This window comes from Roseovarius sp. AK1035 (genome assembly GCF_003288315.1).
Classification (GTDB): Bacteria; Pseudomonadota; Alphaproteobacteria; order Rhodobacterales; family Rhodobacteraceae; genus Roseovarius; species Roseovarius mucosus_A.
The window spans coordinates 1,638,017-1,652,553 of the sequence record NZ_CP030099.1 but is presented as its reverse complement, the minus strand read 5'-3'; the positions used below and the strand labels follow the sequence as shown (position 1 = coordinate 1,652,553).

Here is a 14,537-nt window from a genome sequence, read left to right as displayed (position 1 = left end):
ATGACGACCAACCGTCATATTCTGGGCTGGTTACAAGCGGCACCTCTGGCTGTGGTGCTGCTCGCGTTTCTGATCGCACCCATTGTGATGATCGTTGTCGTCAGCTTTTGGGGCGCGACCGAGTTTTCGATTTATCCCGCATTCCAGTTCGACAATTACGAGTTTCTGTTTGGCTCGCCCGTGACCTATCAGGTGTTTGGCGCAACACTGAAATATGCGCTGATCACGTGGGCGCTGACGCTCACCATAGGGTTCACAGTTGCCTATTTTCTGGCCTTTCACATTCGCAGCCTGACGATGCAGGTGGCACTCTTTCTGGTCTGCACGATCCCGTTCTGGACATCTAACATCATCCGGATGATTTCCTGGATTCCGTTTTTGGGCCGCAATGGTCTTGCCAATCAGACGTTGATGTCTTGGGGTGTGATCGACGAACCGCTGGAATGGCTGCTCTATTCCGATTTCGCGGTGATCCTTGCCTTTGTGCATCTCTACACGCTTTTCATGGTGGTTCCGATTTTCAACACCATGATGCGGATCGACAAATCCCTGCTTGAGGCGGCGCGCGACAATGGCGCGAACGGCTTGCAGACTTTGCTACACGTCATCCTGCCGCTCACCAAACCCGGCATAATGATCGGAACCATTTTTGTCGTGACATTGGTGATGGGCGATTTTGTCACCGTTCGGTTCATGTCCGGAAGTCAGAGCGCCAATGTGGGGCGTTTGATTTCCAACGATATTGCCCTGTTGCAATACCCATCTGCAGCCGCGACCGCCGTTGTGCTGCTCTGCACCGTCCTGATCGTGATTGCGATCCTGCTGCGGTTTGTGAACATTCGCAAGGAACTCTGAGATGGAACGCAGGCCGCGCTCGTTTTACGTCTTGGCCGCCTTTTTTGGCCTATTCGTGCTGTTTCTCTATGGTCCGATCCTGACCATCAGCATCCTGAGTTTTCAGGGGCCGCAAGGGGGTCTGACCTTTCCCATGAACGGCGCATCACTGCACTGGTTCCGCGACCTGTTCGAGCAGCAGGCGGTGGGCGACATCTGGGGCGCGTTCCGCCGCAGCTTGGTGCTTGGGCTGGTCGTGATGGTCACGACAGTGGTGGTTTCGGTCATGGCTGGACTGGCCTTTCGCAAGCGGTTTGTCGGATCTGGCCTTTTGTTTTACGCCACAGTCACCGCGCTTGTGATCCCGTCGATCCTGATTTCCCTAGGGGTGGGCCTCATCTTTACCCAGTTGGGCCTAAAGATACATTGGGCAACCTCGGGCTTTGGCGCGCAACTGACGTGGACGCTTCCCTTTGGGTTACTGATCATGTTCGCCGTTTTTAACCGCTTTGACAAAAGCTATGAAGAAGCCGCCCGCGATCAAGGGGCCACCGCGTGGCAGACCCTGCGCTATGTGGTTCTGCCGATCATTGGGCCTTCGCTGATCGGGGTGGCACTCTTTGGCTTTACCCTGAGCTATGATGAGTTCGCCCGCACCCTGCTGACGGCTGGCAGCTACAACACCCTGCCTCTGGAGATCTTTGGGATGACGACGAATGTCACCACGCCGGTGATCTACGCGCTTGGCACGCTGACCACGGTTTTTTCCTTTGCAATCATCGCAGCCTTTTTGATGGGCGCGTGGATCATGGGCAAGCGGCGCGCACGTCTTGGTTCGGATGCGGGGCTCGGATTGTGAAGCTTGCCTATATCAACCCCAATGCAACGGTCGGCATGACAACAGGGGTCGTCACCGCCGCGCGCAAGGCCTTGCCAGAGACGGACATCTTTGGCCTGACCAATACAAGCGGTCCTGTGGCCATTCAGGGCAAGGCGGATGGGGACGCGGCGGTGCCCGGTCTTTTGTCCCTTTTACCCGTCGCACGGGCGCAAGGTGCGCAGGCTATCGTAATCGCCTGTTTCGACGATACAGGCCTCAATGAGGCACGCGCGCGCGCCGGTTGCCCGGTTTTGGGTATCGGACAGGCCAGCTATGTGATGGCGCAGTTGCTAGGTCTGCGGTTCTCGGTCATCACGTCTATGGCCATTTCTGTCCCCGTGATCGAAGAGAATATCCGCGAGCAGGGCTTTGCCGGGATTTGCGCCTCTGTGCGGGCAAGCGGCCTGCCGGTGCTGACCATCGACGAGGGCGCGCCAGAGACCATCGACCGCATCGCCGCCGAAATCGAAACCGCCCGCCTTGAAGATGCTGCCACCTGCGCCGTGCTGGGTTGCGCCGGAATGGCCCCGCTGCAAGGGGCGTTGGCGGCACGGACAAGTTTACGCCTGATCGACGGCGTTTCAGCATCTGCCCTGTTGGCCAAGGCGGTCGTGTCCGGCTTTGGCCCATAGGCGACCGGAGCGCCCCAACCGCGGATCTGTTCGTCTGGGCAAGTGGCCCATAACCAGCCTTCTGGCCGGGAACGTGACGCCGCAAGACCGTTTCGGTATCGACAACCTCACCCTACCATCACGGACAATAGGTTTTGCCCGCTCGCCCGCGCGCTATTCCACGCGCAGCCGTCCGGACACGCTACCTTTGGTGACAAGATAACCTGCCTCGATCAGGGCGCGGACGAACACTGCGTCTTCGTTAAGGCTTATATGCTCGACCATAAGGTCACCTGCATCATCGAAATAGCCGCGCAAAGCGGTGCGGTCTGACCCTGCCCAAGGATCATCCGTGCCCACGTCGATCAGGCAGGCCTCAGGTTCATCGGTGCGCAGCATCGACAGGGCAAAGCTCTGGCCGAAATCATTGGCATCAAGGTCGGGGATCAGTTGCGTTGCCCAAGGCGTCACGCAGTCGCGTATTTCGCCGATCTCGTTGGCCACCGGCAGTGACAGCCAGATCGCCCCGGTGCCGCCCCTGACTGCTTGGCGAAAGGCACGGATACGGTTGAGGGCGCGCAGCGCCTCAACCTCGCTCACGACGATGGCGTCGCGGGTCATCGACCAGCCCTCAGGTGCCCCGAGGCCCGCCATCGCACCGCGCAGCCAATCCGGAGCGCCGTCGATTTCCGACAGGAATTCCGCAGGGATGTCCAATGGTTCGGCAAGCGGGGTCGCCATGGCCATTTCTCCTGTGCTAGGTCCAAGCGCCGCCGCGCCGATCAGCGCCGCCGCAGCCCAATTTCGGCCTTTGGTTGAGGTTCTCGACATTGTCTAACTCCTTTCCCGGGAGCGGCACAGCCGCCGCTCCTCTCATTGGGCGCTTTGCCTGCTAGTAGTGGTTGCGCGGGTTGATCCCAAGCATCTCGCGCAGGTCGTTTTCGGTGATGTCGTCAGGGCTGTTCACGCCACCTACACCTGTGGTGCGGATCTCCTCGTGCCATGCACTTTGCGGCGACCCGTCCAGACCAGTGTAGTTCACGATTGCCGATCCGACATCGCCGCGCATCCCGTGAGTGGCGTGGATCAGCTCATGGCCCAAAACCACGCCCGGATCGGGCGTCTCGTAGGACAATGTGCCGGTTGACGCGTCATATTCTGGCAACGCCGGCAGGTAGGATGGGTCATAGACAAGGTTGATATCACCCGGCGTGCTCGACGTGAAGGGCTGACCATCCGCCCGCGCCCCCCCAGCCGCATTGGCCTGAAAGCTGATTGTGGTGGTCTGCGGGTCCTCCACGATCCGGCTGACAAGCTCTCGCCCGGTGTCAAAATTGGTCTCACCGGTAAAGAAGCTTTTGATATCGAGCCAAAGCCCGTGCAGCCAGCTTTGGCTGATTTCGCCAGTCTCCATATCCACCCGCGCAGTGGGATCAACGCGTTGCAGACTTTCCTCGACCTGCCGCCTATAGGCCTCATCGCCCTGCACGATGCCTTCTAGCCCTGTGGGATCAATGAACGACATCGGGTTGTTGTTGGCATAGGCAAAGAGAGTGCAGGCGATGGTGTTGCCTACACAGCGCTCTGGGTCGCTCAGATAGAGCGGGTCAGGCGAGATGAAGCGCCCCAGCGCCGGATCGTAGTAGCGCGCCCCGTAGTAATAGAGCCCCGTCGCATCATCGAGATATTTGCCGGTAAAGCGGTGATGCGTCTTTTCACGCGGCTTCTCGTCGGCGACAGCCTCCTCATGGCTGGCCCAATCGGATGACAGAATTTGGGGCTGATGCTCTGTGCCATAGGCGCGGTAGAGCATCTGTTCGACCGGCACACCAGCACTTGTCATCACGTAATCCGAGGAATCCAGATGGTCCTTGAGGTAGTAGAACCAGCGCCCCGTCCCGTGTTCCATCCGCACCAAGCGGGTAGAGCCGATATTGACAAAGCTCTCGCCCCCTTTCGGCCCGCGATGGAAAGTTTCGGTGGGAAAGAGGTAAAGCTCTGCGGCACCCGCATCGTCGAGCGGCACCACATCCTTGTACGTTCTCCGCCCGGTTTGGTCGTAGCCAAAGAACACGTCATGCTCCAAGGTCTGCGCCCGGATCAGCCGCCCATAGGCATCGAAGACCGTTGCCGTTACCTTGGGGCTCGCGGCCAGCTGACCAAAGCCGTCAAAGCTGTAGGGCGCAGCAGAGGCACCAACCGGGATCAGGTCCGTATCGGCATCCGAGGGCGGCACCAATGTTTCCCCCGCAGCCATTTCGTCATTCCGCGAAAAGGCACCGGCATCGGTGTATTCAAACGCCGCGTCCTCGCCGTAGCGCAGGTACCGCACCAGTTGGTTGCGAAAGTCGTAGTGGAAAGTGCCCGACCGGTCGACATGGCCATGTGCGGGCGCAGGCCCAGCCGCCAGACGGTCCACGATCTCGGTGATCGAACCATTCCCGTTGAAGGTCATCGAGATGTCCTGCAACGCCGTGCCGTCACCTGTCCGCGTCACGATTTCTTCGAGAAAGAGCGTTTCGCGGTTATAGGTCAGCTCGGTCACGGCCCCAGCGCGGTAGGCAATCTGGTCAATCCGGCTTTCGGGGTTGTAGGTGATGTCCTCGATCACCGTTTCCGGCCCGCTGAAATCGGGATGGGTGATCGCAACCCGCCGCAGGTTCCGGTCTGGCCCGAGGGCAAAGTCATAGCCGAGACCACCCGGCCCCGTCGCCCGATTGATCCGCCCGTCGAGCGTCTGGTGAAAGCTTTCAGCAAACACCTCGCCCGCGATCTCGATCTCGTTCTGGACCATGCGGCCATTGGCATCCCAGCCAAAGCGCTGGATGCTGTCATGCCGCCCGTTAGGGTCGATGACCTCAATCCGGGTGTGTTTGCCCAGAGGCAGCGGGATCGGCGTTTCGAAGGCCGCCGCAACCTGCAACGTCTCGGTCACATCATAGGCGTATCGGATGCGGTCCTCGCCATTCACCGTCTCGAGCAGCTTGCGGTTCAGAAGGTCGTACTCAAAGGCGATCACATCGGTGGTGCCATCTTCGGCTATCCGCGCCTTGGACCATTGTCTGCCGCGCTCATCGTAGAAGTAGTAATGCGTACCCAGCCCCGGGATTTGCTGGAATTCCATATCCCCGACAGAGTTGAAACGAAACTGCCGCGGCACTTCTTCGCCCGCGAGCCGGATTGCAGTCAGATAGCCAAAGCCGTCGCGGTCGAACCGGGTTACAAGCGAGGTGCCACTTGCATCGCCGATCATCACTGCGTGAACGCCAACATCATTGACCAGCCGATGCTCTTCAACCGACATGGAGCCGCCGTGCTGGTATTCGTAGGTGGTGATTGTGGTCATGCCCCAAGGCGCATAGCTCTGGGTGGAAAATTTGCCTGACGGATGCGTTTCCTCGATCATCCGGCCCAGCCCGTCATAGCGATAGGCATTGCCGTGGCGGCGTTCGGGTTCTGGCACCTGACCCGAGGCAAAGGCTGCCTCAACATCCGGCACGGTTTCTGTCATGTAAGGTGTCCAGCGGAAGGTCAGCAGCTCATTGCGGTTGAACTCCGAGTATTTGAACATCCGAACACCGCCCTCAGCCACATCCTCCATCTCGGCCAGCTGATTGCCCCGTGCGTTGAACGCAGCCAACGAGCGCACGAATTCGCTTTCGCCCTCCGGCGTGTCGGCGGCGGAGGGGTAACGGCGCAGCGAGGTCAGGATCATGGATGGCGCGCCGTTCAGGCCAAAGCGGTAGGCATAGCGCTTTTCCGACCCATCCGCGCTTAGTTCGCGCAGCTTGCGGCCCAGCGCGTCGTAGTCGTAGTTGATTTCCATGCCCAGTGGCGTGGTTTGCCCAGACAACCGCCCGGCAATCCCATCATCATAGGCCATGGTGGTAACCTGATTGCGGCTGTCGTCTGAGCCGTGAAACTTGGTATGCGCCGTTGGCAAGGTGCCAGTTTCGTCAAAGGTCACGCTTTCGATTTTCGACAGATTGTCGGACATTTCCACGACGTTGCCGAACCTGTCATAGGCCATGTTCTTGAGCAGCGTATGGGTGGCGCTGTGCCAGTCGGCAATCTCTGGCGGAACATCCGCCAGACTGGAGAATACGTCGATCGCCCGCATTCCCAGCCGCCCCCCATTTTCCGGCAGGTAGGCAAAGCGTTCCCGCGACAGAAGGCGCGTGCCTGCCACGGTTCGCCGCGCCGATGCGGCGTTGACAATGCCAAGCGGTGCCAAAGTGGCGCGCGCCTCTGAGTAATCGGTTTCCGTCACCCGCGCATAACCGGGCATGACCTGGCCCTCTGGGCCGGTCAGTTCGACCACGGTTTCGGTTTCGCGGCCCGCATAGTTGAATTCGTCGAATTCCGCGAAGATGCGCGTCTTGACCGGGTTCACGCATTCTGTGTCGCTTGGCTCTTGCACGTGCTGTGGCCCCGCCGCAGCGGTCAGCCTTTCCTCGGTCTTGCGCAGCCAGCTGACATTGGCAATCCCAGTAGGCGCTGTCTGCCATGTATTGCTTTCACAGGACAGCATCGCGCCGGGCGTCGGCAATTTCTGGGCCCGTGTCGCGGTAGACAGCGAATGCAGCCCCGCCGCATTCGGATCGAGCGACGCGGACCCGGCAGCTGCAGCAAGCAGCACCGGATCGGCATCGACCGCGTAGGTCTGCCGGATACGCAGCTTGCCAGCAAGATGAAGGTCGGCTGTCACATCGGCAAAGGCGTAATATTGCTCGAACGCGATCGAAGATTTCTGGGTATCTGCCCCGCCCACGAATTCGTCGCCATAGATGACGCGCTCGACCTCGGAAAAGCCGATGAAGCGGCGGTTGATCACGTCATAAAAGGGCTTGTGGTAGAAGTATTCCTCGACCTGCACATCACGCCGCGCCGCGTTTGCCACGCCTTCAGAGGTGACCATCTGTTTTGCCACCACCACCGGAAAGTGCAGCGTCGCGGTTTCGCGCCCCGCCGCGCGGTCGCGCAGCATCTCGTCGGTGGAGGTTGCATAGCGGATGTCGTGCCGCCGCCCGCTCTCGAAACTCACCACTGTCAGCAGGTTGGCCTTGACCAGTTGAATCTCTGTGGTGCGATTGAAATCAATCACCACGACCGGCGCAATCTCTGGTCCACTGGCCTGTTGGAACACGATGATTTCCGCCTGCCCGTCGGCATCCAGATCAGCCACGCGCGAGCGGAAGGAATTGGGCGCATTGCCCACCTGCACCCGAGCATTCAACGACAGCCGCAGGCTTTCATCCGCAAAAGAGCCATCGCCAAAGCCCAGCCAAATCTGAATCTCGTCGGTGCGGCTGCCCATCGAGGCAAAGTCGCGCACCCCATCGCCATTGGCATCCACGTACCACATCGACTGCACGTTGTCGGACGGGCTCATACCCCTTATCGCGGTGAACCGCCCTGCCCCGCATTTTGGGTCATTCAAGCGCATATCCCCCCAGAGCAGCGCACCCGCTTCGCGGCTGAAAATGTTGCCCTGGTTCTCGTAGATGCAAAACCCCTGATCAGCGACGTTGATCGTCACCAGATCGGGCAATCGATCACCATTCACATCCGTCAGCCGGGTCGACTGGCGGCTCAAGAGGCCCCCATCTTGGCTGTCCATCGGCAGCACCTTGGACACCCGAGCGAAATTGATCGCATGGCCCCCGTCTGGCTGGCGTCGGGTAAGGTTGAGGTAAATCAGCGCCTCGGTCCGGCCATTGGCATCAAGCCGCGTCGCGACAATGTCGCTAAGACCATCAAGGTTCACATCCACAAAGCGGCCATTTCCGTCCGAGAACAGCGACGGTGAAATCCCGTCCAGCGGAATCGCCCGCCCGATATAGGGGAAATCCCCGACCGCGTTGCCGTTAAAGACATGCAGCAGACCGTCCTCGACCTCTAGAATATCGGCATAGGTGTCACCGGTGATGTCAGCGAAATGGAACCGGTTCTCAACCAGCCTCGGCGTGATCTCGCGCGTCAGGCCAGAGGCTGTCGTGCGCGTCAGCTTCAGTGGGATAGACGTCTCAAAGGCCGATTCCAGAGCCCCTTCACCCAAGTGCACCCGGGTCACTTCGGTGTCGCTGGTCTGCACCACGTCAAGCAGCGCATCCATGTTCAGATCGGCAAGTTCCAAGTTTTGCGGCGAAATATCCCCCGCAAAAGCCAGGTTTGGCGCGGGAAAGACAAGCTCCCGCTCGGCCAACTCTGCCGCCGTCCAGCTTGAATAGTCAAACCGCAGATCAGGGTAGCGCAGCGTATCATCGCCAAGCGCAGAGCCGCCGGTGTTGCCAAAGCGATAGACCGCGCGCAGCTGGTCTAGAACATTGACCGAATTGGGGTCGATCTCGCCCGCAAGGTCGGATTCGGCCATGGCCTGACAATCGGGATGGGTGCGCACGGTGAATTCGGTATTGTCATTCAGCGACCGGCCGATAAAGGCCATGCACCACTGGTCATAGACATCACCTGCGAAACTCGCCGTCACTTTGCCGTAGAGCTTGGGGTTCTGCTGACGCACTCCGGCGATATGGCTGACAAGGCTGGCGCGCGTGTCGATCAGATCGAAATCATAACGGCTTTGCCCCCCGGCAAAGGCCACCCCGGTCAGGTAGGACCGTTCTCCGTGCTTTTCATATTCATAGCGTACTGCGTCACGGTTGGTGTTGACGCTCATCACCAGCGGCCAGCGGGTGATCGTGGGTTCGGCCGTCGCGAAATTGCCCTCGGCCACACCCTCGGCGCCAGAGAAATACATCCGGCTGCCATCCGCCATGCGCAGCTCAAACCCGGCTGGGATCGTCATTACCTCTTGCTCACCGGTACGGTCCAGCACGACCACCTCGAACGGCATATCGTGGCGCACGAACACCATCTGTTCTTCGGCCACTTCCGGGCGATAGCTCGGCAAACCGTCTATCTCGCCCAGATAGACCAGCCGCGCGCCCTGAAAGCTCAGCCGGTGAAAGAAGTCGCCATCCGGCTTCCTGCCCGGTATGGCGGTGCCGAAATCCTGGTTCACGATCACCGAAGACGCGGTAAAGGACCATCCCACGCCCAGCCCCGACCCGCTGTCCCCCGCGAACTGGTTGTAGCTCAGAAAGAGGCCCGGACCGAACTTGCCTCGCTGCGGCAGCTCTGGCAGCGGCAGCGAAAAGTTGGCCGACCCGGTGTTGGCGTTGAGCTGGAACGCCCCCTCCTCTTGGCTGACCGTGCCGCCCGCAGATGGCAGCTGGATCACCGAAGAGGCGGATTTGTCATCAGCGGCGAACCCGCCCACAGGTAGGACCGCGAGCATGGCGGCGACAGGAAACGCTGTGTAAAATCGTGTCATGACAAGGTCCTTTCGGTTGGGACGTAGGATCGACAATCAGGGGTTTGACGGTGTGATGATGATCGGCACCGGCTGTAAGAAGTCGCGTCGGATCACCACGTTGGGATCGACCAGATTCGAATTGAGAATGAATTGTGGCTCTCGCTGGCAGATCACCAAGATCGGAACAGTGTTCTGCAACCCGCAAACCGGGTTACCCTTGATGTAGGGGTTCTTGCTGAGCAACGGGGTGATCTGATTGAGTTGCGCGATCTTGTTGTCCCGCAGATCGAGAAAGGACAGCTGCGGCAGCCCGGAAATTCCGCTGGTCACGGTCAGGCGGTTCTTGCGCAGGTTGAGGCTTTTGAGTTTGGAATACCGGCTGACCGCGCTTGGGTTCGCGATCTGGTTTTCCGTCACATAGAGGTGTTCGAGATCCTGTGAAAAGACGATTGGAATGGTGCCAAGCTGGTTCTTGCTCAGGTTCAGGGTTTTGAGCTTGCGCAACTGCCGCATCGGCTGCACATCCCTGATGTTGTTGTCATAAAGAAGCAGACTGGTCAGTTCCGGCATCCCGGCGATAGGAGCCACGTTGCTGATCTGCTTGGCATTGAGGTTCAACGATGTGACGCTGCGCGCCCATTCGTTGACGCCCCGGCAATTCTGGCTGCTCTGGCCCGCGCCCTCGGCCACCGCCATGATCGCGTCCACCGTACGCCTTGCATCGCCCAGCATCCCGATCTGAAACCTGTGCACGAGGCAATAGGTCAGCATCGAATTCATCACGACCGGCGCGTTCCACATCGTCGCGGTTTGCAGGCTTGGCAATTCGTCCAGAACGCGGATGTCGCGGATCTGGGTGTCGCGGAAATTGACGGATTGCAACTCTGGCATGTTGCGCAGAGCCCAAAGTTCGGCAATCGGGTTCGAAGAAATGTCGAGGTTCCGCAGCGCGCGCAGGTTGATCAGGCTGTCGTCATCCTCGAGCCCGGTATTCGAAGCATCGACAAATTGCAGCCGTTGCAGGAACCGCAGGTTGCTCACTTCGCCAACGGGGTTGTTGTCCAGCAGAACGTTCGTCGCGCTTTCAGCCACCCGTATGTAATCCAGCGTGGTCAGCCCGCGGTCGCGCAGGTTGATTGTCGACATGGTCTTTAGCCGGCTTTCCGATGACCTGCAGGTTTGCGTCTGTGATATGCTCAAAAGAGCGCCAACCTCGGTGCGATGCGCCTCACTCAGCGTTTCCGGTTCGTTGCGCAGGATGCAGGCCGACAGGTAGTCGCCGAAGGTTACAGGATTGCCCGCCATGCGCAGAGTGGTCAGCCGCTCCAGCGCGGCCAGGGGCCGCACATCGATGATCGCGTTATTCGATAAATCAAGCGTGATGATCTGCGTCAGCGCGGCCAGTGCCGAGACATCGGTGATCGTGTTGTCGGCAAGGTTCAACGATGTCAGATGGCTGAGGGTCGCGAGTGGTCCAAGCTCTGACAGGGTCTTGCCGGTGATCGTCAGCGCATTCGAGGAATTAAGTACGGTTGCCGCCCCCGAACAGGTGCTTTGCCCGGTGACTTCGATCATCGCGCGGATCGTGGCGCCGGTCTGGGTGGGCTCATCGCGCAACTGCACGCAAAAGGTGATGAAATCCGTGGGGCCACCGGTGGAGGCTGGATTGCCCGCGAGCTTGAATTCCACCTCGCTTCCAAAATTGGCCAGCTCGCTGAAATCGTCGATTTCGTTGTTGGAAAGGTCGAGTAACGTGAGCTGCGACAGACCAACCAGCACGCCGATGTCATCCGAGGTCAGCTCGTTCCGCGCCAAATCCAGCTCGGTCAGCTGGGTCAGAAATTGCAGAGGGGCGATGGTGTCCGGCACATTGCCGGGCAAGGACAGTTGTTGCAGCAGCGGCAGCGACGAAATCGGCCGCAAGTCGCTGATAGTGTTTCCACCCAGATCAAGCGAGGTTAGGTTCACCAAGGTGGCCAGTGCGGCCACATTGGCAATCCGGTTGTCGCTGAGATCCAGAAACTGCAACGCGGTCAGCCCTGCCAGTGGCGAGACATCCGAAATCTGGTTGCCCGCAAGCGACAGCGAGTTCAGATGCGACAGTGTCGCCAGCGGTGCCAGCGACTGCGCTCCGCTATTGTCGAGGTTCCGGCTTGTCACCGCGGTGAGGAAGTCCTGTGCCTGCCTGCAGGCCACTGTATTGCCCAGCGCGCCCGGCCCGCCCGGGGTGCCATTGAGGATCGCGCGCATTGTCGCTTCTTCTTCCGGCGTCAGGTCTCCTTTGGTGCACCAAGCGGCAAAGGTCTGGGGCGCCGTTTCGATGGGGGCGGCCCCCGGGCGGCACGCAATCTCGTGGATCCGGCCTGCGAAAAACAGGGTGGGGTCGCCCGGAGTGGCATTGGCAAGGTCAAGATTCAGTGCCTCTACCAAGGCCGCACAGCCGGGGATATAGATCCGGTCATGGGCCGCCTCACTGCCGATATCAGCCTTGAATTGCAGGTAATGGATCAGCCCCTGCGACGTGTTCGCGGCAAAGACCGTGATCGGGTAATTCTCTGAGCTTGGGCAAAGTAGCGGGTTCTCCGCCGGGGCCGCATCAACGATGCTCTGATCGGTCGGATCGATAATCTGACTGGACGGGATCAGGAACCCCAACGCGGCAATCATCGTCTCTTCGTCGGACTGGCTTTCGCAGCGCACCCGATATCCCCGGCCTTCAGAAATCACCACCGGGTAATGCAGCCGGTCGCCCAAAATGTCGGTGACCAGCACCACGCTGACCTCTTGCGCCTTTGCGGGAAGGGCCAGCGCCAACACGAGGAATAGAGGGGCAAGAAAGCGAAGCGTCATGGGTCTAATCCCTTCATTTTATTCAAGTATCTGGACGGTTCCCGCTCCGCAGGAGGGCCGGGTGTTATCCGCGGTCAGATTGTTACCGGGCAGGGTGAAGATGGCGGCGCTGCCTGCAGTCCAAAATGTGCCCACACAGGCAAATCCCTGCGCTGTCGATTGCATCAGCTGCGCCTCTGAAGCGCCGCGAAACTGCAGCGCTGTAGATGACCCGCTTTGCGCATCCGTGCTGACCAGCCGCAGGTTCGTGGCGTCGAGGGTCGCGTTGAAAAGAGACGCGCCCACCCGGCCAGTCAGCGTTACATTGCTGAGGATCATTTCCGCCCCGGCAGAGGCTGAAATCGCATACCGCGCCGATCCGAGCGTTGTGGGTGCCCCCGGTGCCCCACTGATCGCCAGCCGACTGTTGGACCCTTGCACCGCGATGGTGCCTGCCTGAACCCGCGTCGCCCGCGCATAATATGCGCCAGAACAGAGTGAAATGCCCCGTTCCGGCGGCAGCCCGGCATCGCCATCGGCCACCATAATCACCCCATCGGTGACCAGAGTGCCGCCATCGGAATGCAGCCCGATCGCCTCTTGCGGCACCTCTTCCAGACGCCGCCGGAGAGTTACGTCGCGCAGCATCAGCCTGAGATCGCCTCGGCTATGGATCATCACGCGGGGCGAGGACAAAAGACAGGGCGACGCCGCGCCCGAGGCACCTGCGGGAACCGTCAAGATGGCCCGTTCAAGCCCGGGCATCGGGGCGATCTCGACCTCAGCAAAGCCCCGCTCTGCGTCGATCATGAGCGGCGCTGTTGCTGTCACGGCCTCAGGCAGATGCACGATGAGGCGCGCCTTGCCAGCGCAGGAACCGCTGGCATGGAAGACTTCCGGCACCAGCGGCAGGCCCGGCCCGATCACCCTTATGCAGGTCGCCGCACGCGCCGCGTTACAACGCATCGCCGCCGCTTGACCGGCCCCCAAGTGCGCCGCCCGAGCCATGGATTTCCAATCGCCCTCGCCCGGCACGATGCCCAAGGCACTGGCCACCGCCGCACAGCCCTGTAGCCAGAGCGCCCGCCCGTCAGCAAAACGCAGACCCGACAGGTCCCGCCCCAGAATATCGAGCGCGGCCGGCGTCTGTTCCACGCCCTCAAAGCTTAGCGCAACGTCGATCCCCGGCAGGGCAAAGAAACCATGGCTGTGGTCATATCCATCACAATTCCGCGTGCAGATGTCAGCAAAGAGCGCCGACTGCACCGCCTCCAGTTCCTCGAAACCCAAGGGCGACACCACGTCCTCCTCGGGTACGGCAAAGAGCATACGCAATGCGGCCTTTGCGGCCTCCAGTCTTGCGCCACCTTCAAGGAACAGGGGCGCAATCTCGACCCCGTCGAGCCGCCGGATCGGCAGATATCCCCGCCCCTCGCCCATCGGAGCGCTGGCAACCAAGAGCGTATCGGGCAGCCCCGCCTCGCTCATGAAAAGCTCTGCACTATGCAAGGTCCAGCCCTCTGCACCGCTGTCGGCATCGGGGACCACCGGGCCCTGCGCCTCCGCCCCGGGCCCGCAATTGATTGTCAAACGAAGCTCCAGCGGATCAGGCTGGCCAAAGCCCTGAAATCCCGCACCTTGCGCGCGTTCGCGAATGCTCAAGGCGGTCTTGATCGCCTCGCATTTCGCATCCACCGCGTAGAACCCCGCCCCGTTCGGCGCGGCCAGCAGATACCGCCCGTTTGCCGTCAGATCGGCCCAAATCGGCACGCTACCGGGCCATGCGGCCTCGGCCAAAGGTGGCGGGTTGCAGGGAATAGAGGGATGTGCGCCAAGTGCCGCGCTGTCCGTCAGATCGACCTGCGTTCGGTCTGAAATGGGCCGGTCATTCGGCATCTCGATCAGCGCCCTCACTGCGCCCTCGCTTGCGCAACCTGCAAGTTCCACCGCCTGACCGCCAAAAAGCGCCACGTAAACATCCACATTGTCGTCGGTCACATACCGCGCCAGCGCGGGTTCCTCTGCCCGCGCGGCACCTGCCGCAAGGCAGATCAGCGAGAGGAGCACC

At 60.4% G+C, this 14,537-nt stretch carries 7 protein-coding genes; 3 read left to right on the top strand and 4 right to left on the bottom strand.

The genetic code is table 11. The features are described 5' to 3' along the window. Genes RAK1035_RS07805 through RAK1035_RS07795 form a run of 3 tightly spaced genes read left to right on the top strand, consistent with a single transcriptional unit; the run spans position 1 to position 2,346 of the window. Positions 1 to 855 carry an ABC transporter permease gene (locus tag RAK1035_RS07805; protein ID WP_037297982.1) on the top strand — a complete coding sequence of 285 codons (855 nt, stop codon included), beginning with the start codon at positions 1 to 3 and terminating at the stop codon, positions 853 to 855. A 1-nt stretch (position 856) separates the two neighbouring features. After that, positions 857 to 1,693, top strand: coding sequence for an ABC transporter permease (locus RAK1035_RS07800; RefSeq protein ID WP_112303072.1), 837 nt, complete (start codon positions 857 to 859; stop codon positions 1,691 to 1,693). Further along, a complete protein-coding gene (locus tag RAK1035_RS07795) occupies positions 1,690 to 2,346 on the top strand; it encodes an aspartate/glutamate racemase family protein (RefSeq protein WP_008283131.1) in 657 nt (218 codons plus the stop codon). Before RAK1035_RS07800 ends, RAK1035_RS07795 begins: the two co-directional genes overlap by 4 nt. Before the next feature lie 153 nt (positions 2,347 to 2,499). Here RAK1035_RS07795 and RAK1035_RS07790 read toward each other — a convergent pair whose 3' ends face one another. The 4 genes from RAK1035_RS07790 to RAK1035_RS07775 all read right to left on the bottom strand — a co-directional run bounded on the left by RAK1035_RS07790 (position 2,500) and on the right by RAK1035_RS07775 (position 14,536). Then, positions 2,500 to 3,156 carry a hypothetical protein gene (locus RAK1035_RS07790; protein WP_008283130.1) on the bottom strand — a complete coding sequence of 219 codons (657 nt, stop codon included), beginning with the start codon at positions 3,154 to 3,156 and terminating at the stop codon, positions 2,500 to 2,502. Positions 3,157 to 3,217: 61 nt separating this feature from the next. Continuing rightward, positions 3,218 to 9,658, bottom strand: a complete 6,441-nt coding sequence (locus RAK1035_RS07785; RefSeq protein WP_037298932.1) for an RHS repeat-associated core domain-containing protein — start codon at positions 9,656 to 9,658, stop codon at positions 3,218 to 3,220. Between the two features lie 36 nt (positions 9,659 to 9,694). Next, entirely contained in the window at positions 9,695 to 12,490 is a 2,796-nt protein-coding gene (locus RAK1035_RS07780; RefSeq protein WP_008283128.1) for a leucine-rich repeat domain-containing protein, read from the bottom strand. Positions 12,491 to 12,508: 18 nt separating this feature from the next. Continuing rightward, complete coding sequence (locus RAK1035_RS07775; RefSeq protein WP_008283127.1) at positions 12,509 to 14,536, bottom strand: hypothetical protein; 2,028 nt, start codon at positions 14,534 to 14,536, stop codon at positions 12,509 to 12,511. Position 14,537 lies beyond the last annotated feature (1 nt).

Excerpts from the sequence above, each read along its gene's own strand:
- RAK1035_RS07805 (WP_037297982.1), top strand. The coding sequence starts at position 1 with ATGACGACCAACCGTCATATTCTGGGCTGGTTACAAGCGGCACCTCTG.
- RAK1035_RS07800 (WP_112303072.1), top strand. The coding sequence starts at position 857 with ATGGAACGCAGGCCGCGCTCGTTTTACGTCTTGGCCGCCTTTTTTGGC.
- RAK1035_RS07790 (WP_008283130.1), bottom strand. The coding sequence starts at position 3,156 with ATGTCGAGAACCTCAACCAAAGGCCGAAATTGGGCTGCGGCGGCGCTG.
- RAK1035_RS07785 (WP_037298932.1), bottom strand. The coding sequence starts at position 9,658 with ATGACACGATTTTACACAGCGTTTCCTGTCGCCGCCATGCTCGCGGTC.
- RAK1035_RS07780 (WP_008283128.1), bottom strand. The coding sequence starts at position 12,490 with ATGACGCTTCGCTTTCTTGCCCCTCTATTCCTCGTGTTGGCGCTGGCC.